The sequence below is a fragment of the Streptomyces monomycini genome (assembly GCF_022271435.1).
In the GTDB taxonomy this organism is placed as follows: Bacteria; Actinomycetota; Actinomycetes; order Streptomycetales; family Streptomycetaceae; genus Streptomyces; species Streptomyces monomycini.
Genome location: NZ_JAFIQY010000050.1, coordinates 37,860 through 61,256, shown reverse-complemented (window position 1 = coordinate 61,256; position 23,397 = coordinate 37,860). Strand labels below are relative to the sequence as shown.

Below are 23,397 nucleotides of genomic sequence, written 5' to 3'. Positions count from 1 at the left end.
GTCCTGCCGCCCGCCCCGCCCGTAACGGCGGACGACGGCACCCGGCCCCGCCTGCCGCGCCGCCGCAAGCAGGAGCACCTGGTGCCGCAGCTGCGCGGCGAGCCGATCCTGCCGTCGGCGGGCCGCCGCGACGACCGGCCCGAACCCGAGCACGACCCCGGCCTGATGGCCGCGTTCCGGCGCGGCATCAGCCTCGCCGACGACAGCTACGGCAGCCCCGCCGACCACGACGGTTACGACAGTTACCGGGCCGGCGCCGACGCCGGCCACGACAGGCCCGAACCCCGCCGAGGAGACGACCGCGACCATGGTGAGTGACGTGCACGCGCAGGCACATGCGCACCTGCAAGGAAGCCGGCACACCGACCTTTCCTGGCTGCTGACCGGACTCGTGAACCGCGTACCGCACGCGACCAGCGCCCTTCTGCTGTCCTCCGACGGCCTGGTCAAAGCGGCACACGGCTTCGACCCGGACAGCGCCGACCACCTGGCCGCCCTCTCCTCCGGCCTGTACTCACTGGCCCGCAGCGCCGGGGTGCGCTTCGGCAACGGCGACGACGTGCTCCAGGTCGTGGTCGAGCTGGAGACCACGTTCCTGTTCGTCTCCAAGGCCGGTTCGGGCGCCTGCCTCGCGGTGCTGGCCGGCCGGGAGGCCGATGTGGCGGTCCTCGGCTACGAGATGGGGATGCTGGTCAAGAGCGTACGGCCGTACCTGGCGACGCCGGTGCGACAGCAGGCCCCGGCGGGTGGGCGCTGACCATGGGCGTACGGCGCCGCCGCAGACCGGGCCGGGAGATCCCGTGGCTGGACGACGAGGCCGGCCGCCTGGTCCGTCCGTACACGGTCAGCAACGGCCGGACCCGGCCGACCGCGCACTTCGACCTGCTGACCATGGTGATGGCCACCGGACAGCGGCCCGTCACCTGCCAGGGCCCCGACTACGCCCAGGTGCTGAGGCTCTGCGGCGGGCCGGTGTCGGTCGCGGAGATCGCCGCGCACATACGCCTGCCCGCCGTGGTCACCAAGGTCCTGCTGGCCGACCTGGTCGACTGCGGGGCGCTCGCCGCCCGCGCGCCGGTGCCGGTGTCCGCCTGCGGGGCAGGCCCTCCGAACCGTACCGACCGAGCCCTGCTGGAGGCGGTGTTGCATGGACTTCGCAAACGGCTGTGACGCCTTGTCCGCCGATGCCCGGCTCCCGTCCGCCGCGGGCTCGTCCCCCGCGGCGCCCGCCGCCGACCCGTTCCCGCTGGCCCTGAAGATCCTGGTGGCCGGCGGCTTCGGCGTCGGCAAGACGACCTTCGTCGGCGCGGTCAGCGAGATCGAACCGCTCAGTACGGAGGAACTGCTCACCCAGATCAGTGTGGGCACCGACGACCTGGCCGGTGTCGAGGACAAGAACACCACCACCGTCGCCATGGACTTCGGCCGGATCACCCTCGGCCGGGAGCACGTCCTCTACCTCTTCGGCACACCGGGGCAGGAACGCTTCTGGTTCATGTGGGACGAGCTGTCCAACGGGGCCCTCGGCGCCGTCGTCCTCGCCGACACCCGCCGCCTGGACCAGTGCTTCGCCGCCGTCGACTTCTTCGAGCGGCGCGGCATCGCGTTCGTCGTCGCGGTCAACGAGTTCGACGGCGCGTACCACTACGGGCCGGACGAGGTGCGGACCGCCATGGACCTCGGCCCCGGCACCCCGGTCGTGCTCTGCGACGCACGCCAGTGCAGCTCGTCCACCCAGGTCCTGGTCTCGCTCGTCCAGCACCTGCTGACCCCCGCCCCCGCCGCCACCCCGGAGCTCCCGTGACCCGTCCCGTCCCGCGCGCGTCGTACGCCTCCTACGACCCCACGCGTCATCTGCTGCTCACCCCGGAGGACCACGAGGCGCCGGCCCGCGTCGCCCGGCTGCGCGCGCTGGGCATCGGCGACGCGCCGCTGCCCGCCTTCGACGAGTTCGCGCGCAAGCTGGCCCGTACGACCCGGGCGCCCTACGCCATGGTCAACTTCATCGACGAGCACCGGCAGTACTTCGCAGGTCTCTACACGCCCGGCGGCGAGCAGGCGCCCGTCGAGCTGGGGCCGGCGCCGCCGAGCGCCCAGCCCGGCCGGGTGATGGCCCGCGACCACGGCTACTGTCCGCACGTCATCGTCCGCCGCAAGGCCCTCGTCCTGGAGGACGTGTGCGACTACCCGCGCTTCGCGGGCAACCCGGTCGTGGACGAGATCGGCATCCGCTCGTACCTGGGCGCACCGCTCATCGACCGTACGGGGATGGCGCTCGGCACGGTCTGCGTGGTGGACCTCGAACGCCGTCCATGGGGGCGCGAGGGCCTGGAGACCATCAAGTCGATGGCGGCCGAACTCGTCGAGAAGATCCACCGCATGGAGCAGCGGCGCGCCGGGGAGAGCTGACGAGGCCACGGGCCCGGGGAGGGGCGCTGGCACGGCTTCCGGGGCGGACGGCACGGGCCCCGGGAGAAGTGGCGCGGATTCCGGGAGAGGTGGCGCGGATCCCGGGAAGAAGACCCGCGCCGCTCTCCGGCCCGGCCTCAGCCGGTCGGCTGCAACTCCGTCCGCTCCCGCAGGAGAGAGGTGCGGCGACCGGCGACGGCGGGTTCCGCGGCCCGGTCGTCCTCCGCGAGTTCCGCCGGTTCCCTGCGGACCAGGTCCGCCAGCCGGCTGGACCACTCGCCCTTGGCCGTGCCGAGGGCCAGCTCGCCCAGGCGCAGCAACTGGACGTCGGTGGTCCCGGCCGGGGCGAAGATGTGGTGGGCGTCGCGCAGGAAGCGCTCCACCGGGCGGTCCGTGAACAGCCCGCAGGCGGCGTGGATGTCCATCGCGTCGCGCGCCGACTCCACGGCGGCCTCGACGTTGACCAGTTTGGCGTTCATCAGCTCCGCGTCGCAGGGCTGGCCCTGGTCGAGCAGGTGGACGGCGTGGTAGGCGGCCAGCCGGGCGGTCAGCAGCCGGGACTGGACGCGACCGAGCTTGATCTTGATGTTGCCGAGGTGCGCCAGTGGCCTGCCGTAGCGTTCCCGCTCCGCGCAGAAGCGCGCCGTCTCGTCCAGCACCGCCTGGTGGATGCCGAGCGACACCGCGGTCAGGTTCGGCCGGCCGTACAGCACGCTGGAGGAGTACGCGACGGCCAGCCCGTCGCCCTCGTCGCCGAGCAGATTCGCCGCCGGTACCCGGCAGTTGTCGAAGAACAGCTCGCCGAAGCTGAAGCCGTGCAGCCCCATGGCCTGCTGCTGCGTGCCGACCCGCAGGCCCGGCCGGTCCGCCTCCACCAGGAACGCCGACAGGCCCTTGGAGCCCTCACCGGTCCGGACGACGACGCCGTGCAGATCGCCGACGTGGCTGTTGCCGACGTAGATCTTGCGGCCGTCGAGGACGTAGTCGTCGCCGTCGCGGACCGCCCGGCTCGTCATGCCGAGCACATGGCCGCCCGACTGCGGCTCGGTGACGGCGATGGTCGGCAGGCACGCGCCGGTGGCGACGGCCGGCAGCCAGGTCTTCTTCTGCTCCTCGCTGCCGAAGTGGATGATCTTCGCGGCGCCGAGCTGGGACGCCTGCACCATGGCGCCCATGGCGCCGCTCACCCGGGACAGCTCTTCGATGATCAGGGTTTTGGCCAGGTGTCCGGCGCCCATGCCGCCGTAGGCCCGGGGGACGGTCGCGCCGATCCACCCCTGGCGGGCGATCCGGCGCGACAGATCGTGGCAGACGGTACGGGACGCCTCCATCTCGGCTATCCGGGGGCGGACCTCGCTCTCGGCGAAGTCCCTGACCCGGTGCCGGAGTGCTTCATGCCGCTGGTCGGTGAAGTAGCGATGCAAGACGAGCCTCCTCCGTCGAACGCCCCTGCGCCGTGCTGCTTGCCGCCTTCCTGCTGGGCGGCGCACTCCGCCAGTGCGCCGTCGGTCGTCCTGGTCCGCGACCCCGCTCCGGACCGTCATGGGGTGCTTACCTCGTGCAATACCCGTTGGCATACCTGCTGCACGGCGCATAAAACATCAACACCGTGCATTTATGCGAGCAATGGGAGCGCGCGGAACCCGTTCACCACCCCTGTGGTCTACGGTGCGTGCAGCACGTCCGGCGGTGTTCTCGTGGGGGTTCTCGTGGGGTGGCGAAGGGAGGCGCGACACCGGTGGCCCCCGGCCCCCGCCGCCCCTCGTTCCTTGGTCCCGCACCCCGCCGACCATGGAGTCCGGCAGCTTCTGGAGGCACCTCATGACCGACGATCTGCGCCTGGGCGTCATCGGCTTCGGGCTGCGCGGTGATCTCGCGCGCACCGCTCACCGGCCGGGATACGGCGCCCGGGTCGCCGCCGTGGCCGACCCCGACCCGGACGCGTTGGCGTATGCCACCCGGCGCTTCCCCGGCGCCGAGACCTTCGCCGACCACCGGGCGCTGCTGCACCACCCCGGCCTCGACGCGCTCCTGCTCCTCACACCCGACCACACCCACGCGGACCTGGCGCGCCAGGCGCTGCGCGCCGGCCGCCCCGTCTTCGTGGAGAAGCCCCTCGCCACCTCCATCGAGGACTGCGACGCGATACTGCGCACCGCCCGCGAGACCGGTACGCGCCTGTACGTCGGCCACAACATGCGCCACATGCCCGTCATCCGCCTGATGCGCGAACTGATCACGCGCGGCGACATCGGCCGGGTCCGGACCGTGTGGGTACGGCACTTCGTCGGGCACGGCGGCGACTACTACTTCAAGGACTGGCACGCCGAGCGGCGGCACACCAACGGGCTGCTGCTCCAGAAGGGCGCGCACGACCTGGACGCGCTGCACTGGCTCGCGAACGGCTACACACGGCAGGTGCAGGCGCTGGGCGACCTGACGGTCTACGGTGATCCCGGCATGCGGCGGGCGCCGGGGGAGCCCCGGCCGGAGGACTGGCTGGCGCACGACGCGCACTGGCCTCCCGGCAGCCAGCGCGGCCTGAACCCGCTGATCGACGTCGAGGACGTCTCCCTGGTCAACATGCGCCTGGACAACGGGGTACTGGCCGCCTACCAGCAGTGCCATTTCTCCCCTGACTACTGGAGAAATTACACCGTCATCGGCGACGCGGGCCGTCTGGAGAACTTCGGCGACGGGCCGGGCGGTGCGGTACGGGTGTGGAACTCCCGCCAGTCCGGCTACCGCGCCGACGCCGACGCCGTCTACGAACTCCCCGCGAGCGAGGCGGACGACGAGGCCGGGCACGGCGGCGCCGACCCGCTGCTGGTGGACGAGTTCCTGCGGTTCGTCCGGCACGGCGGGCCGACCGACACCTCACCGGTCGCCGCCCGGATGGCGGTGGCGGCCGGCGACCGGGCCACCGCCTCGCTCCGCGACGGCGGCACCCCGCACGAGGTGCCGCCCCTGGACCCGGAACTGGTGGACTACTTCGAGCGCGGCCAGACCAAGGAGGGGTGAGCCCTCCCCCTCGGACGCCCCGCAGCAGGGATCACGTCCCTCAGTCGGCCGCCCCGCAGCAGGAATCGCGCCGGTGCTGCCGCCCGACCTCCAGCCAGTCCACCGCGCCCGCCCCGGCAGCCCGGACCGCGCGGCTGTCCGGCGCGGGGAAGGACGCCACCAGCTCCTCCTGCTCGTACAGCCGCCCGCCCCGCAGCACCGCCGCCGTGCGGACCAGCGTGTCGAAGTCGGTGAACGGGTCGCCGTCCACGATCACCAGGTCGGCCAGTTTGCCCTCCTCCAGGGTGCCGAGGTCGCGGTCGGCGCCGAAGACGCGGGCGGGCAGGGCGGTGGCGGTGCGCAGCGCCTGCGCCGGGGTGAGCCCGTAGCGGTGCAGGGCGCGCAGCGCCAGGTGCAGGTGCAGGCCGACCGGTGTCAGCGGCTGGTCGGTGCCCAGGGCGACGAGGCCGCCGCCGTGCAGCACCCGCCGGTAGACGCCGATCTCGGTCTTGAGGTCGCCCAGCTGTTTCGGGGTGGGGCGGTGGCCCGCGTTCTCCCGTGTCAGCGCGGCGTCCCACGGCGGCATGAGGGTCGTGACCCGTTCGTCGTCGGCGAGGCCGGGGTCCTCCCCCAGCAGCACGGAGGCGGTGAAGGGGGTGGCGATGAGGTGGAAGTCCGTACCGGTGTAGATCTCCTCCACGTCCTGGTAGGCGTGGCCGGTGGCGGTGATCGCGTGCCCGAACTCCAGACGCTGTGTGGCCTGCAGATGGGTCGTCAGGTCCTGGCCGAGCTGCACGCCGGGGGAGAGCAGGTGACTGCCGGACCGCACCCCCAGCCGCTGGTGCGCGAAGCGCGCGGCCTCCTCCATGATCCAGCCGGGGGCCCGTACGTACGTCTTGACGAAGTCCCAGTCGAGCGCGGCGCCCCGCTCCAGCGACCGGCGCAGGCCCTCCCGCGTGGCGTGGGCACGGCCCATGCTGTACGCGACGCGGCTGCCGTCCAGCAGCTCGCCGCAGGCCAGCAGGCGCGGCCCGACGAGCGTGCCGGCGGCGACGGACTCCCGGACGCGGGCCTGTTCGTAGGAGAAGCCGCCGAAGGAGACGGCGGTGGTGATGCCGTAAGCGAGCTGGAGCGCGGTCTGCCGACCGCCGTACGTGGTCTGCCAGGGGTGGGTGTGCGAGTCCCACAGGCCGGGGATCACGGTGCGCGCCGAGGCGTCGACGCGGCGGGCGGCGCGCCGGCCTGCGGCCCGGCCGTGCGGCTCGACGTCGGCGATGCGGCCGTTGCGCACCACCACGTCGACGTCCTCGCGCACCTCCTCGCCGGTGCCGTCCCAGAACCGGCCCGCGTGCACGACCGTGTCCCGGGCACGCGAACCGCGGTGGTCCAGGGCCACCCGGACCGTACGCGCGGCGCCGCCGTCCACACCGGTCAGCCGCAGCCGGCCGGCCGACAGGTACAGCAGGGTGCGGGAGTCGCCGGACCAGGACGGGTGGTCGGCGCTCTCGTCGGTCAGCCGGCGCGGCGCGCCGTCAGGGGTGCCGTCCGGGCGTACGGGCAGCACCCACAGCGCGGATTCGGCGATCAGCGCCATCCACCGGCCGTCCGGGGACCAGACGGGGCCCGAGTCGTAGCGGTCGGCGATCGACCGCACGGTGTGCCCCGGGTCCGGGGCGTGCAGCCGGTCCTTGCCGGTGCGGGTGTCGAGGACCCGGATGAGGTTGTAGCCCTCACGGAAGCGCCGGTTGAGGCGGTTGCGGTCGCAGAAGGCCACGTAGCGGCCGTCCGGGGACCAGCTGGGCCGGCCGGGCACACCGCCGCCGCCCAGCGGGGCGGTCGTGGTCTCCTTGCCGTCGGCCAGATTGCGTACGACGAGATTTCCGGACATGTCGATCGCGGCGAGCCGTCTGCCGTCCGGGGACAGCGCGGGCTGTACCCGGCCGCCGTCGGCCAGCACCGTCTCCTCGCCGGTCGCCAGGTCGTGCCGCCGGACCGCGAACAGCCCGTCCCGGTCGTCGGCGTACACCAGGGAACGGCCGTCGCGGGCCCAGCTCGGCCCGAGGACGTACCGGGTGGCGCCCGCCCTGACGAGCCGTCGCGGCCGGCCGCCCGAAGCGGACACCAGCCACAGCGAGTCGAGGGCGGCGAAGGCCACCTGGCGCCCGTCGGGGGAGAGCGCGGGCAGGTGGACGCCGCGCACCGGCCGGACGCCCGTGCGCTCGAAACCGTAGTCCTTGACCTCGTAACGGGGCCGCCGGACGGGCATGTCGGCGGTGAAGGGAAGGGTTTCCGCGCCGTCCGGCGCGCCCGGCCGCAACACCGTGAACTGCCCGCCCACGGTCAGTAGCAGCTCCTCGCGGGAGATCCAGCGCGGCGGTACCGGCTCCACGTCACCGTCCACCGGAACCTCCGCGCCGTCCACGACGAGGACGCAGGTGGCGCCGGGGCGCTCGGTGGTGCGCAGGTAGGCGAGCCGGGGCGCGCCGCCCTTCGCGACGGGCGCCAGGGCCGGGACCATGGCCTGGGTGCCGGCCGCGGCCGTGTGCTCGGTGACGACCTCGCCGCCGCCGTCGGCCCGTACGGACGCGACGGTACGGCTGTCCAGGGTGGTGCCGGACACCGCGCCGCGCACGAACCACAGCCGCTCGCCGTCCGGCGACCAGGTGGGGTCGAAGTCCTCCCACGCGCCGCCCTGGTGGGGGCCCGCCTGCCCGGGGCGCCCGGTGACGCGGGTCAGTTTCCGCGTCCGTACGTCCAGCACCCAGATCCGGTACGGGCTGCCCGCCACCGGATCACCGCCCCGCTCGGACGCGAAGGCGATCCTGGTGCCGTCCGGTGACCAGGCCGGGCCGCGGTCGTCCCACGGCCCGTCGGTCAGCTGCCGCAGGTCCGAGCCGTCGGGGCGCAGCGTCCACAGGTGGAAGCCGCCGCCGCGGTAGGCGCAGACGGCGAGCCGGGTGCCGTCGGGGGAGAAGACCGGCCGGGTGGGTTCCAGGTCCGGCGGGGTGAGCGCGCGCGCCTCGCCGCCTTCGCGCGGCACGGACCACAGGACGTTCTGGACCTCGGCGACGAACCGGTCGCCGGCGGGGGAGAGGGTGGCGGCGCCGTTCGTGGCGGCGGTGAAGGAGAGGGTCGGCAGCCGGGTGGCTTCGGCGGCCCGGGCGGGGGCGGCGAGCGGCCCTGGCAGCCCGGCCAGTCCTGTGACCGCCGCGGCGGAAGCCGTCCCTTGCAGGAAAGTGCGCCGGGAGAAGGGCCGCGGAAGGCGCGCGGCCCGGGGAGCGTCCTCAGATCTGTCCGTGGTGTCCAACGGTCCTCCAGCCATGGGGGGTTACGTGGGTCGGTGGCCTGGGGCGAGCCGACCGATCGTGTCACGCACCGACGGTCCGAGGTCAACACCCCGCGGCGCGCGCTGCTTGGCGCGTCGCGGGACGGGGGAGGTACCGGGGACCGAGGCCCGAGGCCGGCGCGGGCGCCGTCGGCCCGGCGTCACCGGGCGTCCGGCGTCACCGGGCGAGGAAGCCGGTGATCCGCTCGCGCAGCGACCGCGCGTCCAGGCCCTGGCCCGCCAGGTGCTCGTCGAGCTGTCCGTAGCGGCGCAGTTCCCGGCGGCCGACGCCGAGGCCGAGGACGCGGTGCGGCACCTGCTCCAGCGCGTCGTTCGCGTGCCGGGTCGAGGTGCCCTCGTGGTACGGCTCGACGATCACCACGTCCGCCGCCGTCGCACCGGCCACCGCGCTCCGCAGCGCCGCGGCGTCGAAGGGCCGGACGGTCGTCGCGTACAGCACGGTCGCGTCCAGGCCCTCGGTCGCGGCCAGCACGTTGTCCAGCATCGGCCCGACCGCCACCACGACACCGCCGGTTCCTTCGCGCACCGTCAGGAAGCGCGCCCCGTCGACCGGCCGCGGCGTCGCGTTGGTCTGTACGGACAGCCGTACGTAGACCTTGTCGTCACCGGCCGCGGCGGCCTGCCGCAGCAGCGTGCCGGCCTCGTCCGGGTGGCCGGGGACGTGCACGGTCCAGCCGTCGAGGGTGTCGAGCAGGGCGACGTCGCCCGGCGCCATGTGGGTGAAACCGCCGGCCGGCCAGTCGTACGAGCCCGCCGCGCTCACCAGCACCCCGCCCACGTCCTGATGGCCGAAGTCCAGCTTCACCTGCTCGAAGGGGCGCTCCACCAGGAAGCTGGCGAAGGTGTGCACGACGGGCCGCATCCCGGCCAGGGCGAGGCCGCCGCCGACCCCGACGAGCAGCTGCTCCCTGATGCCGACGTTCACCACCCGCGTGGGGTGGCGTTCCAGGGCGGACCGGAAGCCGTCGACGCCGATGTCGGCGAGGACGACCGCCAGCCGGGGGTCCTCGTCCAGCAGCTGGGTGGTGACCGAGGCGAAACGTTCGCGCATGGTGTCCATCAGAGGAATCCTTCTCAAAGTCGGCGCGCAGCGGCGCGGTGCGGTGCGGTGCGGGAGGTACGGATACGGATACGGATGCGCGTACGGGCCGGGCGGCGCGCCTCAGGCCGCCGCGGCCTTCGGCTTCGGCTCGCCCGAGTACTCCTTGGCCTCCACCCGGGCGACGACCACGTGCGGCCGGCCCGGATGGGGCGCGGTGAACGCCGCGTACAGCGCCTCGTGGTCGCGCCCGTCCACGGTCACCGCCGACCAGCCGGCGGCCTCGAACCGCGAGGCGATCCCGCCGCGCCAGCCGTGGCTCGACGAGGTGTTGTCGACGACCAGCGTGTGCAGCCGGGACAGGCCGGCGGCACCCGCGTACGCGATGGCCTCGTGGTTGCTGCCCTCGTCCAGCTCGGCGTCGCCGATCAGGACCCACACCGCCGGATCGGTGCAGTCCTGGGCCCGCAGTCCCAGCGCGGTGCCCACGGCCAGTGGCAGGCCGTGCCCCAGCGAACCGCTGCCGATCTCCGCGCCCGGTACCAGCACCCGGTCCGGGTGGTGGCCGAGCGGTGAGTCGTACGAGCCGAAGCCCGGCAGCCACGCGGTGGGGAAGAAGCCCTTGGCGGCGAGGACCGCGTAGTAGGCCATCGGCCCGTGGCCCTTGGAGAGGAGGAAGCGGTCCCGGGCCGGGTCCTCCGCGGTGGCGGGGGAGACCCGCAGCACCCGGTCGTAGAGCACCCACAGGGCGTCGAGGGTGGAGGTGGCGGCCGGGCCGTGCTTCTCGTCCCCGGTCATCAGGCTCATCAGGTGCGGGAGTTCGCCGAAGCCCGTGTCATGTGCGGTGGTCCCGTTCAGGGGCGTGGAAGTCATGGAAGAGAGCCTGCAACTTCAAGTTCACTTGAAGTCAAGCGCTAATCTTGCGGCCATGACCTCACCCCACGACCGGCTCCCGATCGGCGAGCTCGCCGGGCGCAGCGGGCTGGCTGCCTCCGCGCTGCGCTACTACGAGCAGCTGGGGCTGATCCACTCCGAACGCACCGGCGGCGGGCAGCGCCGCTTCACCCGCGCCACCCTGCGCCGCATCGCCTTCATCCGGGCGGCCCAGGCGGTCGGCCTCTCCCTGGAGGAGACCAGCGCAGCGCTGGCCAGGCTGCCGCGGGACCGCGCGCCCAACGCCACCGAGTGGAACAAGGTGGCCCGCACCTGGACCCGCCGCATCGACCAGCAGATAGCCGAACTCCAGAAGCTGCGCGGCCAGTTGTCCAGCTGCATCGGCTGCGGCTGTCTGAGCCTGCGCAAGTGCGGCCTGTACAACCCGGGCGACGCGGCGGCGGTGAGCGGCGCGGGCGCCCGCTATCTGCTGGGGGACCGCCCGGAGACGGTCGGCGTCGAGACACCGGGCGCCGCTCCCGAGGCGGCTCGTGCCGCCCCCGGCCCGGCTCGGGTCACACCTGACCCGGCTTGAACACGTCCTGCTCGATCAGCAGCTTGTCGATCCTCGCCTTGTCCACCCGGTTGGTGACCTCCTCGACCTCCTGCCGGTCCCGTACGCACTTGGCCAGCGTGAACGCCGACGAGACCACGAAGACCAGCCCGAGCCCGAGGAACCCGCGCTCCCAGGCGCCCACGGGCAGCTTGGCGATCCCGATCATCAGGGCGACCAGGGAGAGCCCGAACGAGATCGCGGACTGCACGAAGAAGGCGGTGGTCGTCGGCCGCTGTATCGATGGAGTGGTCATGCGCGTAGCGTCCCGCCGTGGTGCCGGATCGGAGCGGCCGGGCGGGACCGTCGCGCCGAACCTGGCGGCGGACACCCCCTGACATGCGGTATTGTTCTTTCTGCGCGGTCGGCCGGGGAAAACCGGACAGACCGGGCATCGGGACGTGGCGCAGCTTGGTAGCGCACTTGACTGGGGGTCAAGGGGTCGCAGGTTCAAATCCTGTCGTCCCGACTGGACGGAACAGCCTCCGGCTTGGGAGAAATCTCAGGCCGGGGGCTGTTTTCCGTGTTCTTTCGGTCATGTCGCGGCCCGGCCGCGGCGGACGGTCGCGGTCCGGGCCGGGCCGGGTCCTGGCCGTTCGAGCTGTCCCCGGCTGGGAATCCTTGGTCATGGGACGTGGTCCCCGCGCTTTTCGCTGTCCGTAAGTGCACTGGTGCGCGATATCGCGTGCGTGACAGGATGCGGGCTGCGGTTTCGGCGGTGGTAACTGCGTGCGGGGCGCGGGCGGCCGGGATCCGGGGGAGCACCGCCGGGGGGCAGATGCTGATGGGGGGCGCGCGGACCGGTAACGGGGCGCGGAACGTGCGTACGAGACGGTGGGGCCGCCTGCGCGCGGGCGCGTGGGCCCGGCGCGAACGGTACCTGGACCGGCGACTGATCACCGAACGGGACCTGCCCGTCCCGACGGTCCCGGCGGACGTGTGCGCCGCTGACCTGGCCGCGTCCCTGGAACCCGCGCCGCGGCACCGGCGCACCGAGCGGAACGGCGCGGGGCGCGCGGGCGGCGTCGACGGGAAGGACGACGCCGCGAGCGGCGCCGGCACAGCTGACACGGACGGGGGAACGGGTGTTTGACGTGCTGTACCTGTGTTTCGGCGGGGCGGCCTGGACCGTCGTCGCCTTCAAGGCGCGCGCCTGGCTCGGCGACCGCGGCAATACGGACCTGGGCCTGACGTGTGTGATGAGCGCGGGCGTCGCGACGGTGTTCGTCTTCTCCGCCCCCAGCGTCTACGAGGGATGCGACCGGCTGACCGGGGTGCCGAACCTGTCGATGGTCCTCCTCCACTCCGCGGTCGTGGTCTTCGCGGCCGGCGCGTTCGTCCTGCTGCTGCGCTGGAACAGCGGCACGGGAGCGGAAGGCCGGGCGCGGGCCCGGGCGCGCTCCCGCGTGGCCGTGGCGGTGGTGGCCGTCGCCTGGGCGGCCGCGGTCCTGTGCTTCGCCGCCGGGCGGGCGGACGGCGTGGAACACCCACGCGACTTCACCACCGCGTACACGGCGTCGCCGGGAGTGATGACGTTCCTGGTGCTGTACCTGGCCATCTTCGGCACGAGCCTCGCGGGCCTGGGCACCCTCTGCCCGCGCTACGCCCGCCAGGTCGGTCCGTCCTGGCTCGCCCGCGGCCTGCGGGTGCTCGCCACGGGCTGCTGGATCGGCCTGGTGTACTGCGCCTGCAAGCTGGCCGGCTCCGTGCTGTCCTGGGCCGGGCACGAGGCGCTGTGGCTCTCCAACGGGGTGGCGCCGCTGAGCGCTACGGTCGCCGCGGCCCTGGTACTGGCCGGACTCGCGCTGCCGGCCGCCGGCACCCGGGCGTACGCCTGGCGCCGGCTGCGCCGTCTGCATCCGCTGTGGAAGGACGTCGCCGCGCGGGCTCCCGAGGTGGCCGCGCGGCGTCCGGCCGGGGCCGGCCGGTGGGGGCTCACCGGCCTCCAGCGGCGCGCCGACCGGCAGATGGCGGAGATCCGGGACGTGCAACGCGGCATCCGGCGGTACGTGGAGTCGGACACCATCGACATCGCGCGGGAGCGGGGGCGCGCGGTCGTGGCGGACGAACGTCAGCTGGCGGCCGTCGCGGAGGCGGCCGCCCTGCGCCGCGGGCTGGAGAACCGGGCGATCGGTCTCGTGCCCGTCCTCGGTTCCGACAGCGTGGTGGTGAGGGCCGAGGAGCGTGCGGGGGAGCGCTCGCCGCAGGGCACGGCCGAAGGCCGGGAGCAGCTGCCGCACGGCCGGGCAGGTTGCCCCCGTACCGAAGGCGTGGCCGAACTCGCGACAGAGTTCGAGCACTTGGCGCGTGTCGCGGACGTCTACCACTCACCGCTGACGGACACGGTACTCACCGAGCTACGGCAGCGCAGCGCCATGCAGCGGCACTGAGTTCGTCCTGCACGTGCCGGTTGCGCACACGGTGACTCCGACGTGGCCACGCGTGCCCGCGGCCCCGTCGGAGCGCCGCGGCGAGTACTGCGCCGCGGATGTTCCGTTCACGATCTCGGGGAGCCGTGCGACGGTGGGCCGGCCGGCGGAGCGTCACGAGCGGGAACGAAGCCTGAGGAAGTACGTCAACCCCGCTGCGCAGGCCGGCGGCCTGTCCGGCATCCTCGATGCCGGTCGCTGCCTGGCGCGTCCGCCCTCGCTCACCGGTGACCTGCCACCCGGTGCCCGGGGCTTCGCCACCGACCCGGACCATGACGACTTCCGTAGCGAGTGCTGTGTGAAGTACCTGGGCCGAAGCCGGCTGCCGCGCCGGGCCGTGCGCCCGGCGGGTTCTCACGAGTGGTACGGCGGGCGCCGACCGCGCCGGCGGGCGCCGTGTCTAGAGTCGTGCACCATGCAGAACACCGCCGAGACCGGCCCCGACGACCTCATCGACGTGACGCACCTTCTGGACGATCCGTACGCCGGTTACGCGGCGTTGCGGGACGCCGGACCCGTACACCGCATCGCCGGCCCCGACGGGCAGCCCGCGTGGCTGGTGACCCGGTACGAGGACGTGCGCTGCGGACTGTCCGACCCGCGGCTCTCGCTCGACAAGTGCCATGCCCGGAGCGGCTATCGCGGGTTCTCGCTGCCGCCCGCGCTGGACGCGAACCTGCTCAACATGGATCCGCCGGACCATACGCGGGTGCGCCGCCTGGTGGCGAAGGCGTTCACCCCCGCCCGGGTCGAGAAGCTGCGGGAGCCCGTGCGGCGGCTCGCGGACGGGCTGCTGGACGCGGTGGCGGAGGCCGGCCGGGCCGACCTGATGGCGAGTTACGCTGGTCCGCTGCCCATCGTCGTCATCTGCGACCTGCTCGGCGTACCGGAGCGGGACCGCCCGGACTTCCGGAGCTGGACGGACGCGATGTTCACGCCCGACCCGGCCCGGCCGGAGCAGACGAAGGAGGCCGTCGGGGCGATGATGCGGTACTACACCGGCCTGATCGCGGCCAAGCGGACCGCGCCGGGGGACGACCTGCTGTCCGACCTGATCATGGTCAGGGACGGCGGTACGGAGGGGGCGGCGGACGGCGGTGCGGCCCCGGACGCCGGTGCGCGCCCGGACGCCGGTGCGCGCCCGGACCTCGGTGCGGACCCGGACGCCGGCGCGGACCGGCTGACCGAGGACGAGCTGACCTCGCTGGCCTTCCTCCTGCTCCTCGCCGGCTACGAGAACACCGTCCACCTCATCGGCAATTCCGTACTCGCCCTGCTGGACCACCCCGAACGGCTCAGAACGTTGCGTGCGGATCCGGCCGAACTGCCGAAGGCCGTGGAGGAGTTCGCCCGCTACGACGGGCCGGTCTCGCTGGCCATCCGCCGGTTCCCCGTCGAGGACGTGGAAATTGGTGGCGTGCGGGTGCCGCAGGGGGAGACCGTGCTGCTCTCCCTTGCCTCCGCCAACCGGGACCCGCACCGCTTCCCGGACGCCGGCACGCTGGATCCGGGCCGGGACGCCGGGGGCCACCTCACGTTCGGGCACGGCATCCACTACTGCCTCGGCGCGGCGCTGGGGCGGATGGAGACGGAGACCGCGCTGGCCGCTCTCATCAGCCGTTTTCCCGGTCTGCGGCTGGACGTTCCGCGGGCCGCGCTGCGCCACCGCCGGACGCTGCGCGCACATGGCTTGATCTCGCTCCCCGTCGCCTGGTAATCGCGGGACGAACAAGTTTTTGAGGCATAACCGTTCCTTCATGCGGTAGAAAGGTCGTGAGGCCCGCCCGGTGTGCATCCCCCGTCGCACCGGGCGGGTCCTCGTGCGTACGGGGTGGGTGCGGCGTGTGCGCGGGGTGCGCATGAGGTGCGTACGGGGTGGATGTGCTCCCCTTGCCGTGCCGCGGGCCGGCCGGGCCGCTCCCGCCGCCGTGGCCGCCCGTGAGCCTTTGGCCTCTGATGTGCCGGGTTCGGCCTTCGTGGTGCCGGGTCCGGCGCTTCGGCCGTCTGGCGTAGGTCCCTCTGCGGGCGAAGTGCGTGCTTCCTAGCGTGAAGGCATGGCACTTGAGACGCTTCTGTCCCGGAAAGCCGGTGTGCTGGCCGTCGTCGCCGCCACCGGGCTGATGCTCACCTCCATACCGGCGGTGGGCCACGCCGAGCAGGCGGCGGTGGGCCGGCTGGCCGTGGACCCGGGGGCGGGAGCGGCCAAGGGGCAGGTGGCGGACCAGCTGGGGGACCGTACGGGGCGCACGGTGGCGGGGGCAGGAGCCCCCGCGCTGCCCGACGGCGTGTCGGCCCGCGCCTGGACGGTGACCGACGTCCGTACGGGCGACGTCCTGGCGGCCAGGAACGCGCATCAGCGACTCGCGCCGGCCAGCACCCTCAAGACCCTGTTCGCGGTCACCGTGCTGCCGAAGTTCCGCGCGGCAGCCGTGCACAAGGTCACCCCGGAGGAACTGGCGGGCATCGGCCCGGGCAGCAGCCTCGTCGGCCTCAAGGAGGGCCGCAGCTACCAGGTCGCCGACCTGTGGCGCGGGGTCTTCCTGCGCTCCGGCAACGACGCCGTACGGGTGCTCGCCGCGATGAACGGCGGCTGGACGGCCACCGCCCGCGAGATGCAGGCCAGGGCGCGGCAACTGGGCGCCCGCGACACCTCGGTGAAGTCCCCGGACGGGTACGACAGCCCGGGGCAGGTGTCCTCGGCGTACGACCTGAGCGTCTTCGGGCGCGCGGGCCTCGCCCACACCGACTTCGCCAGGTACTGCGCCACGACGACGGCCCGGTTCCCCAGCAAGGGCAGTCCCTCGTTCGAGATCCAGAACACCAACCGGCTGCTGTCCGGCGCGGACGGGCTGCGGCGCTATCCGGGCATCGTCGGTGTGAAGAACGGTTACACCAGCAACGCGGGCAACACGCTGATCGCCGCGGCCGAACGGGGCGGCCGGACGCTGCTGGTGACCGTGCTGAATCCGCAGTCGGGCGCGTCCAACGCCGTGTACCACGAGGCGGCTTCGCTGCTGGACTGGGGATTCCGTGCCGCGGGCAAGGCCCGCCCGGTCGGCTCCCTCGTGGCCGCCGCGCCGGGCGGCCGGGCCGCCCCCTCGGCCGACGGAGCGCGGAGCGGCGCCGAGCGCTCCTCCGCCTCCGTGCGGCCGGTCGCCGCGCAGGTCTCCCGGGAACCCGGCCGGTGGTCGCAGACCACGGGGTGGGCGGTGGCCGGAGGCTTCGCCGTCGCCCTGGCGGTGGGCGCGGTCTTCGGCTGGCGCATGTACGTACGCGGCCGGCGCACGCCCGGGGGCGGCTCCTGACCGGCGGCGCACCACCCGTCGCAGGCGGGTGCGCGGCACCGTCGAAATCCGGCCAATGACGCGGCCGGGCCGGGCGCCCTCCGTACCGGGTCCGGCCCCTCCGTACGGTGCGCACACCGCCCCGTGCGCATACCGTGCCGTCGCACGCTGCACAATCGAACCGTGAACGTGACACGACGCGACGAGGGCGGTGACCCGGCCTGCTGGCTGGACCAGGTGTGCCAGGAGTGCGGCCGGATCACGGACCGGCCGGCGGAGCCCGGCTGCGAACACTGCGGAGCGGGGAGCGCCGCTGCCGTGGCGCACGCCCCCGAACCGGAAGGACGGACCATGGCTGCCCGCGCCCCGAACGAAGGAACGGACGAAGCCCCGGCCGCCCGGGACCGCGACCCCGAAGGCCGGGCCCGCAACGCCCGGCCGCGGGACGGTCTCGGACGCCCGCTCCCGTACGGCACGCCGGGCGTGGCCCGCCAGCCCGAAGGCGTCGAACGCAGCCCCCGCGAGGCGCTCACCGAAGCCCAGGACCTCCTGGACCGCGGTCTGCCCTTCCACGCCCACGAGGTGCTGGAGGACGCCTGGAAGATGTCGCCCGAACCGGAGCGGCAGCTGTGGCGCGGCCTCGCCCAGCTCGCCGTCGGCCTGACCCACGCCGCCCGGGGCAACACCAAGGGCGGCGCGGCCCTGCTGCTCCGGGGCGCCGGCGCCATCGCCCCGTACGCGGACACCGTTCCGTACGACATCGACGTCCCCGGACTGGCGGACTGGGCGCGGGATCTGGCGGACCGGCTCGACGGACCGGTGGCGGCGGCCGGGAACGCGCCGCGCCTGTGCACCGCCAAGGGCCCGCAGGCGGCGGACTGACGCCCGGGGCCAGACAGGACACGGCCTCTGACCGTGGACACGCCCCCGGACCGGACCGCCCTGACCCGGCCCGGCCTGCCCCGACGCGCCCCCGCTCAGCGCACCAGCGCCGGCGACGACGCCCCCGCCACCCGTAGCGCCGGACTGCCGGTGCCGTCCGCCGGTACGGTCCAGATGTCGCTGCCCTCGCCGCCGCTGCCCGGCAGCGCGTAGCCGAGCGTGTGGTCGTCCAGCCAGGCCGCCTGGTCGTCCACGCTGCGCTGCTCCGCGAGCGGGTGCTCGCGCATCGTGCGCAGGTCGAGCACGTACAGCCGCCAGGGGTCGCGGGCCCCTTCCCGTACCCGCTTCTTGAAGGCGAGGCGGGTGTTGTCGGGCGAGAGGGACGGGCACTCCAGGTTCTCGCGCAGGGTCCGGGCCGTCCAGCGGCGCATGTCGCCCTCGACGAGGTAGGTGCGGCCCTTGGTGGAGACGGTGGCGTAGAAGCGGTTGTCGTCGCGGGCGAAGGTGACGCCCCAGTAGTTGACGTCGGGGGAGTGGTAGCGGCGGCCGTCGAGGATGAGCGGGATGTCCTCCATGTTCTTGATCAGGTAGCCGGTGCGGGTGTCGAGGATCGAGGTACGGGTGGAGAAGGACGTGGTGGCGTACGAGTCGCCGGTGGCGAACATCGTCCAGGACAGCATCCGGCCGGAGGCGGAGACCCGCGCCCGGTTGGGGATGCCGGTGAGCGCGATCCGGCGCTTCTCGCGCAGCCGCCCGTCCAGCACGACGGCGTACGAGGCCGGGGGAATGCCGGGGCGGCGCTGGAGGCACAGGGCGGTGCCCCCGGCCGCGTGGAAGCGCTCGCAGGAGGGGCCTCCGGTGGTGCGGTGGTCCGGCGCCGGGGCCGCTGCCGCGCTCATGGCGGCGGCGCCGTGGGCGGAAGGCCCGGAGGCAGCGGCGGCCAGGCGGGCGACCCGGCCGGCGCCGTCCCCGTCCCGCGTGCTGCGGAAGTACAACTGCCCGCGGTCCAGGCCGAACGCCGAAGGAGGATCGGCGGAATCGGCGCGCCGGGCCGCCGTCACCGTGTAGACCACGGCGACCGTCGTGAGGACGGCCGTGGCCACCGCGATGGCAATGATGCGGGCGCGCATCGAGAAGCCGCCTGGGCGGCTCTTACGGGCTTCGTCCCTCACGTCCCCCGCCTCCGTCTCCGGTGGGTCCGCCCTGTCCGTCATGACCACTAGAAGCGCCTTTCTGTACGGGGAAGCAGCGCGGCGGCGCCCGCCAAGGCGGCTGCGAGGACGACGACGGCGATGGCCAACGCTGCCGGGCTGCCCCACAGCGTCCAGGCGGCGCCGAAGCCCGCCGCGGCGAGCAGTCGGCTCAGTGCCTGGCCCGTTTGCAGCAGGGCCATGCCGCTCGCCTGCCGTGCCGCGGGCAGGGCGGGCCCTGCCAGGGCCATGAGCACACCGTCGGTGGCGGCGTAGAAGACACCGAGCAGTACCAGCACACCGGCCAGCAGGACGGTGCCGTCGCCGACGGTGAGCAGCAGCAGATAGGCGGCGAGGAGCGCCGCATGGCCGAAGAGGAACGGAACCCGCCGCCCGATGCGGTCACCGAGCCGACCAGCGGGCACCGCCAGCAGCAGGTAGACCGCGGCGGTGCCGAGCGGCAGCAGCGGGAACCAGCGCACCGCGAAGTCCAGTTGCTTCTGGAGCAGCAGGTAGACGAACGAGTCGCCGATGGTGGCGGCGCCCAGCAGGGCGGCTGCCGCCATGATGCGCCGGAAGGCGGCGTCACGCAGCGGCTCGGCGATTCTGCTGCGCAGCGGGACCCGTGGTCCGGCGGCGGGCGCGGCCACCGGACCCAGGGCGGCTCGTCCGGGGACGAACGCGACCAGCAGCAGCACGCCCAGCAGCCCGACGCAGAAGCTGACGACGAACACCGCGTCGTAGGCGTCCGCGGTCGCCCACAGCAGGGCGAACGCGGCGAGCGGGCCGAGCAGCGCGCCCGTGGTGTCCATCGCGCGGTGCACGCCGAACGCCCGGCCCAGGGCGTCGGGCGGGCTGCTGAGCGAGATCAGCGCGTCGCGCGGGGCGGTCCGTACGCCCTTGCCGATGCGGTCGGCGGCGATGGCCGCACTGATCCCGGCCGTACCGCCGCCCGCGAGCAGCAGGCCCAGCCGGGACAGCGCGGACAGCGCGTAGCCGGTGCCGGCCACCAGCTTGTGCCGCCCGCCGCGGTCGGCGGCGTGCCCGCCGGCCAGCCGTACGAGCGCGGTGACGCCGTTGTAGAGCCCGTCCAGGAACCCGAACTGGAGGGGCGAGAGCCCGAGCTGGAGGACGAAGTAGAGCGGCAGCACCGCGGTGACCATCTCGGAGGAGATGTCGGTGACCAGGCTGACCGTGCCGAGCGCGAGGACCGGTCCGGCGACGCGGCCGCGCGTCACCTGGGCGGTGGCGGCGGCCGCGCCGGTGGTGGCGAGATACATGGCGGGTGGGTCCCGGGCCGGTCAGTGGCACCGGTAGGACGGGCTGCTGTCCTTGGTCTTGCCGTCCGTGCCGATCAGGTCCCAGGAGAACCCGTCGTCGGTGAGGTTCAGCTTGACCACGCCGAAGGTCTTGGTCAGCCGCTTCTCACTGTTCGGCTGGACTTCCTCGATCTTGTACGGGTTGGCGCCGCCCATACCGGCGAGCAGTTCGACCAGGCCCTTGTCGTCGGCCTTGCCGTCCGCGTCCTGCGGCGCGAAACGCTCGTAGTGGTGGTCGTGCCCGTTGAGCACCAGCTCCGCCTTGGCGTCGTACAGCAGCTTCCACACGGAGCGGCTGACCGGCTGGTTGCCGTGCTCGCCGGAGGAGAACAGCGGGTGGTGCCAGTAGGCGGCCACGCACTTCTTGGAGTTGGCCGCGAGGTCGTCCTTGAGCCACTTGGTCTGCGTGGAGTTCAGACTGTTGGAGTCCAGCGCGACGAAGTGCCAGTTGCCGTGGTCGAAGCTGTAATAGCTCTTTCCCTTGGGGTAGGCGATGGAGCCGAAGTAGGACTTGTACCCGGCCAGTTTGCCGGCCGGGTCGTACGTCTCGTGGTTGCCGGCGACCGGGCGGGTCTTGGCCTTGAAGGCGCCCCAGGAGGTGTCGTAGTACTTCTTGAAGTCCTTCAGCCGGGCGTCGTCGTACTGGTTGTCGCCCATGGTCAGGACGAACTCCGGGTCGATCTTCTCGACCTGGGCGGCGGTCTTCGGGTGCACGCAGCTGCTGCTGCTCGCGGTGCACTGCTCGGCGATGTCACCGGCGGCGACCACCGTGAACCCGCCGGCCCGCGCGGCCGTCCGCTCCGGCGCGGCGTCCGCCCGGCCGGCCGGCGACCACAGCACCGCACCGCCGACGAGCGCGAGGACCGCGCCCGCGGCGGTGGGTATGCCGGTGCGGGGGTTGGTGAGAAAGGGCCTGGCCGGGCGGGTGCTGCGGGACTTCGCGGCGCGGGGGGTGGGCGTCATGTCCGTCTCCTCGGTCGGCGGAGGTGCCGTTCGGAGGAATCTTGACGACGGCGCATGTACGCGTCAATAAGCCTGACGGAGAATAGTTAGGAAACTTTCCTACTCACCACCGTGCGGCGTCGCTCACACCAACTCCGCCCCGTGGAAGCACAGATGGTCCTTGATCTGCTCGACCGCTGACTTCGGCGCAGGGTAGGTCCACGCGATGTCCTCCGGGCCACCGGAAAGCGACCAGTAGGAGGCGTCCCCCTTGAACGGGCAGTGGGTACGGGTCCCGGACGGGACCAGCAGATCCGTCCGGACGTCCTCGGGCGGCAGGTAGTAGCGCACCGGATACCCGGTCTCGTGCAGCAGCAGCGGACGGCGGCTGTCGGCGACCACCTGGCCGTCCTGGACGACCCGGACGTGCTCGGTGCCCTGCTCGACGGTGATGCGGTGACCTGGTACGGACGGCATGACGGTTCCTCTCCGGACGGGGTGCGGGGCTCCTAGAGTGGCACCGCGCGACGGGCGGACGGCCGACCCGGCGACGGCGCGCCCCCGGCGGACCGGGGACACGCCGTACAACGCCGCGCCACGCCTCTCGGATTCCCCGCGCCTACACCTCGCGGATCCCCCGCCCGGCCCACTCCGGCGCCGGCCGGACCAGCTCCGCCAGCCGCCCGTACGCCCCCTCCGGCAGCGGCGCGGCGCGCCCCTCGCCCTGGTGGACGTGCAGGGCGAAGATCTCCTCGGTGGCCACCGGGCCGCCGGCCACGTCCCCCACGTACATCTCGTGGACGAAACGCGCCTTCTTCGCGCCCACGCCCAGCACCGTCGTCCGTACGAGGAGTTCGGCGCCCCGCGGCACCTCCGCGAGGTAGCGCACGTGCGCCTCGACTGTGTAGAGCGAATGGCCGGTGCGGGTGCGGTAGGCCGCGTCGAGGCCGGCCGCGTCCATGAGGGCGTCCGTCGCGAAGCCGAAGACCAGGACGTAGTACGCCTCGGAGAGATGGCCGTTGTAGTCGATCCAGTCGTCCTGGACGGTCCGCCGGAACAGCGGCAGCCCCGCCGTCACCGGGCGGGCCCGTCCAGACGGCCGGTCGCCCGCAGCACGTCGATGACGCCCTGGTCGCGCTCGGCGACGAGCTGCGCGTACGTACGGCCGTCGGCGGCCCGGTCGCAGCCGTCGACCACCGCGTCCCGCAACGCCCGGTCCAGCTCCGGGGCCTCCAGCCGGGTCCACGGGGACTTCAGCGACGGGCCGAAGTGGTCGAGCATGTGGGCCATCCCGCCCTCGCCGCCGGCCAGCGCGAACGTCAGCATCGGGCCCATGAACGCCCAGCGCAGCCCCGGCCCTTCGGTGATCGAGGTGTCGATGTCCTCGACCGTGGCCTCGCCGTTGGCGACCATGTGCAGCGCCTCGCGCCACAGGGCCTCCTGGAGGCGGTTGGCGATGAACCCGGGCAGCTCACGGTCCATGGTGATCACGGACTTGCCCGCCGCCTCGTAGAACTCGGCGGCCCACTCGACCGCCGTACGGTCGGTCCGCTCCCCGCCGACCACCTCGACCAGCGGAATCAGGTACGGCGGGTTGAACGGGTGCCCGACGACCAGGCGGCCGGGCGTGGCGGCCGCCGTCTGCATGTCGGTCATCGGGTAGCCGGAGGTGGAGGAGGCGATGACCACGCCGGGCGGGGCGGCGGCGTCGAGCTGGGCGAGCAGATCGCGCTTGAGCTCCAGCTTCTCGGGGGCGCTCTCCTGTACGAACTCGGCGTCGGCGACGGCCGCGGCGAGGGTCGGCGCGATGGTCAGGCGGTCGGGCGAGGCGCCTTCGGCCAGGCCGAGCTGTTCCAGCGCGGGCCAGGCGGCCGTGACCAGTCGGCGCAGCTTGTCCTCGGCGTCCGGCGCGGGGTCCCAGGCGGTGACGTCGTAGCCACGGGCGAGGAAGTGGGCGACCCAGCCGCCGCCTATGACGCCGGCGCCGATGCACGCCACGCGGCGTACGGAGGAGGGAGGGGTGGGGGACACGGGCGACTCCTGAGGGTGAGAGGGGCGAGGGGGAACCGGG

At 73.5% G+C, this 23,397-nt stretch carries 22 protein-coding genes, 1 tRNA gene and 1 pseudogene; 13 read left to right on the top strand and 11 right to left on the bottom strand.

Going from position 1 to position 23,397, the window contains the following annotated elements; genetic code table 11:
- The 5 genes and pseudogenes from JXZ78_RS35660 to JXZ78_RS35640 form a co-directional block, all read left to right on the top strand.
- A pseudogene (locus JXZ78_RS35660) lies at positions 1-318 on the top strand (ATP-binding protein); the annotation flags it as partial.
- Positions 308-757, top strand: coding sequence for a roadblock/LC7 domain-containing protein (locus tag JXZ78_RS35655; protein WP_030023972.1), 450 nt, complete (start codon positions 308-310; stop codon positions 755-757). The pseudogene JXZ78_RS35660 and the gene JXZ78_RS35655, both read left to right, overlap by 11 nt.
- Before the next feature lie 2 nt (positions 758-759).
- Complete coding sequence (locus JXZ78_RS35650; protein ID WP_030023909.1) at positions 760-1,170, top strand: DUF742 domain-containing protein; 411 nt, start codon at positions 760-762, stop codon at positions 1,168-1,170.
- Entirely contained in the window at positions 1,148-1,804 is a 657-nt protein-coding gene (locus tag JXZ78_RS35645; RefSeq protein WP_030023910.1) for a GTP-binding protein, read from the top strand. Before JXZ78_RS35650 ends, JXZ78_RS35645 begins: the two co-directional genes overlap by 23 nt.
- A complete protein-coding gene (locus tag JXZ78_RS35640) occupies positions 1,801-2,409 on the top strand; it encodes a GAF domain-containing protein (protein ID WP_030023911.1) in 609 nt (202 codons plus the stop codon). The genes JXZ78_RS35645 and JXZ78_RS35640 overlap by 4 nt, the downstream gene beginning before the upstream one ends.
- Positions 2,410-2,546: 137 nt before the next feature.
- Here the strand turns inward: JXZ78_RS35640 and JXZ78_RS35635 are convergent, their stop codons facing one another.
- Positions 2,547-3,833 carry an acyl-CoA dehydrogenase family protein gene (locus tag JXZ78_RS35635; protein WP_030023913.1) on the bottom strand — a complete coding sequence of 429 codons (1,287 nt, stop codon included), beginning with the start codon at positions 3,831-3,833 and terminating at the stop codon, positions 2,547-2,549.
- Positions 3,834-4,230: 397 nt separating this feature from the next.
- Here JXZ78_RS35635 and JXZ78_RS35630 point away from each other — a divergent pair, with 397 nt between their 5' ends.
- Positions 4,231-5,430, top strand: coding sequence for a Gfo/Idh/MocA family protein (locus JXZ78_RS35630; protein WP_030023915.1), 1,200 nt, complete (start codon positions 4,231-4,233; stop codon positions 5,428-5,430).
- A gap of 40 nt (positions 5,431-5,470) precedes the next feature.
- On the opposite strand, the gene JXZ78_RS35625 is transcribed toward JXZ78_RS35630, so the two are convergent.
- From JXZ78_RS35625 to JXZ78_RS35615, 3 genes are all read right to left on the bottom strand, one after another.
- Positions 5,471-8,716 carry an amidohydrolase family protein gene (locus tag JXZ78_RS35625; protein ID WP_030023917.1) on the bottom strand — a complete coding sequence of 1,082 codons (3,246 nt, stop codon included), beginning with the start codon at positions 8,714-8,716 and terminating at the stop codon, positions 5,471-5,473.
- A 196-nt stretch (positions 8,717-8,912) separates the two neighbouring features.
- Entirely contained in the window at positions 8,913-9,815 is a 903-nt protein-coding gene (locus tag JXZ78_RS35620) for a transketolase family protein (protein ID WP_030023919.1), read from the bottom strand.
- A gap of 102 nt (positions 9,816-9,917) precedes the next feature.
- The gene (locus JXZ78_RS35615) at positions 9,918-10,667 is read right to left on the bottom strand and encodes a thiamine pyrophosphate-binding protein (protein WP_050502940.1); all 750 of its coding nucleotides are present in this window, start codon (positions 10,665-10,667) and stop codon (positions 9,918-9,920) included.
- 55 nt (positions 10,668-10,722) lie between these two features.
- Here JXZ78_RS35615 and soxR point away from each other — a divergent pair, with 55 nt between their 5' ends.
- A complete protein-coding gene (soxR, locus tag JXZ78_RS35610) occupies positions 10,723-11,262 on the top strand; it encodes a redox-sensitive transcriptional activator SoxR (protein WP_033039642.1) in 540 nt (179 codons plus the stop codon).
- Here soxR and JXZ78_RS35605 read toward each other — a convergent pair.
- Entirely contained in the window at positions 11,243-11,536 is a 294-nt protein-coding gene (locus JXZ78_RS35605; RefSeq protein ID WP_030023922.1) for a YiaA/YiaB family inner membrane protein, read from the bottom strand. The genes soxR and JXZ78_RS35605 overlap by 20 nt on opposite strands.
- A gap of 139 nt (positions 11,537-11,675) precedes the next feature.
- Here JXZ78_RS35605 and JXZ78_RS35600 point away from each other — a divergent pair.
- The 6 genes from JXZ78_RS35600 (at position 11,676) to JXZ78_RS35575 (ending at position 17,875) form a co-directional block, all read left to right on the top strand.
- Positions 11,676-11,749: transfer RNA gene (locus JXZ78_RS35600), tRNA-Pro, on the top strand.
- Positions 11,750-12,100: 351 nt separating this feature from the next.
- Entirely contained in the window at positions 12,101-12,373 is a 273-nt protein-coding gene (locus JXZ78_RS35595) for a hypothetical protein (protein ID WP_157851734.1), read from the top strand.
- Positions 12,366-13,670 carry an MAB_1171c family putative transporter gene (locus JXZ78_RS35590; RefSeq protein ID WP_030023924.1) on the top strand — a complete coding sequence of 435 codons (1,305 nt, stop codon included), beginning with the start codon at positions 12,366-12,368 and terminating at the stop codon, positions 13,668-13,670. The genes JXZ78_RS35595 and JXZ78_RS35590 overlap by 8 nt, the downstream gene beginning before the upstream one ends.
- Before the next feature lie 454 nt (positions 13,671-14,124).
- Positions 14,125-15,426 carry a cytochrome P450 family protein gene (locus JXZ78_RS35585; RefSeq protein WP_238783594.1) on the top strand — a complete coding sequence of 434 codons (1,302 nt, stop codon included), beginning with the start codon at positions 14,125-14,127 and terminating at the stop codon, positions 15,424-15,426.
- A gap of 337 nt (positions 15,427-15,763) precedes the next feature.
- Positions 15,764-17,014 carry a D-alanyl-D-alanine carboxypeptidase family protein gene (locus JXZ78_RS35580; RefSeq protein WP_238783593.1) on the top strand — a complete coding sequence of 417 codons (1,251 nt, stop codon included), beginning with the start codon at positions 15,764-15,766 and terminating at the stop codon, positions 17,012-17,014.
- Positions 17,015-17,182: 168 nt separating this feature from the next.
- Positions 17,183-17,875 (top strand): DUF309 domain-containing protein, encoded by a 693-nt coding sequence (locus tag JXZ78_RS35575; RefSeq protein WP_372498473.1) that lies wholly within the window; start codon positions 17,183-17,185, stop codon positions 17,873-17,875.
- Positions 17,876-17,970: 95 nt separating this feature from the next.
- Here the strand turns inward: JXZ78_RS35575 and JXZ78_RS35570 are convergent, their stop codons facing one another.
- The 6 genes from JXZ78_RS35570 to JXZ78_RS35545 form a co-directional block, all read right to left on the bottom strand.
- Positions 17,971-19,005 carry a TolB-like translocation protein gene (locus tag JXZ78_RS35570; RefSeq protein ID WP_030023929.1) on the bottom strand — a complete coding sequence of 345 codons (1,035 nt, stop codon included), beginning with the start codon at positions 19,003-19,005 and terminating at the stop codon, positions 17,971-17,973.
- Positions 19,006-19,094: 89 nt separating this feature from the next.
- Positions 19,095-20,345: an MFS transporter gene (locus JXZ78_RS35565; RefSeq protein WP_030023930.1), complete on the bottom strand. Its 1,251-nt coding sequence runs from the start codon at positions 20,343-20,345 to the stop codon at positions 19,095-19,097.
- Positions 20,346-20,366: 21 nt separating this feature from the next.
- Positions 20,367-21,347 (bottom strand): metallophosphoesterase family protein, encoded by a 981-nt coding sequence (locus tag JXZ78_RS35560; protein ID WP_030023931.1) that lies wholly within the window; start codon positions 21,345-21,347, stop codon positions 20,367-20,369.
- A gap of 123 nt (positions 21,348-21,470) precedes the next feature.
- Positions 21,471-21,803 (bottom strand): DUF427 domain-containing protein, encoded by a 333-nt coding sequence (locus tag JXZ78_RS35555; protein WP_030023932.1) that lies wholly within the window; start codon positions 21,801-21,803, stop codon positions 21,471-21,473.
- A gap of 142 nt (positions 21,804-21,945) precedes the next feature.
- Positions 21,946-22,404 carry a thioesterase family protein gene (locus tag JXZ78_RS35550; protein WP_030023934.1) on the bottom strand — a complete coding sequence of 153 codons (459 nt, stop codon included), beginning with the start codon at positions 22,402-22,404 and terminating at the stop codon, positions 21,946-21,948.
- Positions 22,401-23,357 (bottom strand): 3-hydroxyacyl-CoA dehydrogenase NAD-binding domain-containing protein, encoded by a 957-nt coding sequence (locus JXZ78_RS35545; RefSeq protein ID WP_030023936.1) that lies wholly within the window; start codon positions 23,355-23,357, stop codon positions 22,401-22,403. Before JXZ78_RS35545 ends, JXZ78_RS35550 begins: the two co-directional genes overlap by 4 nt.
- Positions 23,358-23,397: the final 40 nt, after the last annotated feature.

Bases quoted from the DNA above. Each gene is read 5' to 3' on its own strand.
- soxR (WP_033039642.1), top strand. From the start codon at position 10,723: ATGACCTCACCCCACGACCGGCTCCCGATCGGCGAGCTCGCCGGGCGC.
- JXZ78_RS35620 (WP_030023919.1), bottom strand. From the start codon at position 9,815: ATGGACACCATGCGCGAACGTTTCGCCTCGGTCACCACCCAGCTGCTG.
- JXZ78_RS35650 (WP_030023909.1), top strand. From the start codon at position 760: ATGGGCGTACGGCGCCGCCGCAGACCGGGCCGGGAGATCCCGTGGCTG.
- JXZ78_RS35615 (WP_050502940.1), bottom strand. From the start codon at position 10,667: ATGACTTCCACGCCCCTGAACGGGACCACCGCACATGACACGGGCTTC.
- JXZ78_RS35570 (WP_030023929.1), bottom strand. From the start codon at position 19,005: ATGCGCGCCCGCATCATTGCCATCGCGGTGGCCACGGCCGTCCTCACG.
- JXZ78_RS35560 (WP_030023931.1), bottom strand. From the start codon at position 21,347: ATGACGCCCACCCCCCGCGCCGCGAAGTCCCGCAGCACCCGCCCGGCC.
- JXZ78_RS35630 (WP_030023915.1), top strand. From the start codon at position 4,231: ATGACCGACGATCTGCGCCTGGGCGTCATCGGCTTCGGGCTGCGCGGT.
- JXZ78_RS35555 (WP_030023932.1), bottom strand. From the start codon at position 21,803: ATGCCGTCCGTACCAGGTCACCGCATCACCGTCGAGCAGGGCACCGAG.
- JXZ78_RS35565 (WP_030023930.1), bottom strand. From the start codon at position 20,345: ATGTATCTCGCCACCACCGGCGCGGCCGCCGCCACCGCCCAGGTGACG.
- JXZ78_RS35580 (WP_238783593.1), top strand. From the start codon at position 15,764: ATGGCACTTGAGACGCTTCTGTCCCGGAAAGCCGGTGTGCTGGCCGTC.
- JXZ78_RS35655 (WP_030023972.1), top strand. From the start codon at position 308: ATGGTGAGTGACGTGCACGCGCAGGCACATGCGCACCTGCAAGGAAGC.
- JXZ78_RS35585 (WP_238783594.1), top strand. From the start codon at position 14,125: ATGCAGAACACCGCCGAGACCGGCCCCGACGACCTCATCGACGTGACG.
- JXZ78_RS35605 (WP_030023922.1), bottom strand. From the start codon at position 11,536: ATGACCACTCCATCGATACAGCGGCCGACGACCACCGCCTTCTTCGTG.
- JXZ78_RS35645 (WP_030023910.1), top strand. From the start codon at position 1,148: ATGGACTTCGCAAACGGCTGTGACGCCTTGTCCGCCGATGCCCGGCTC.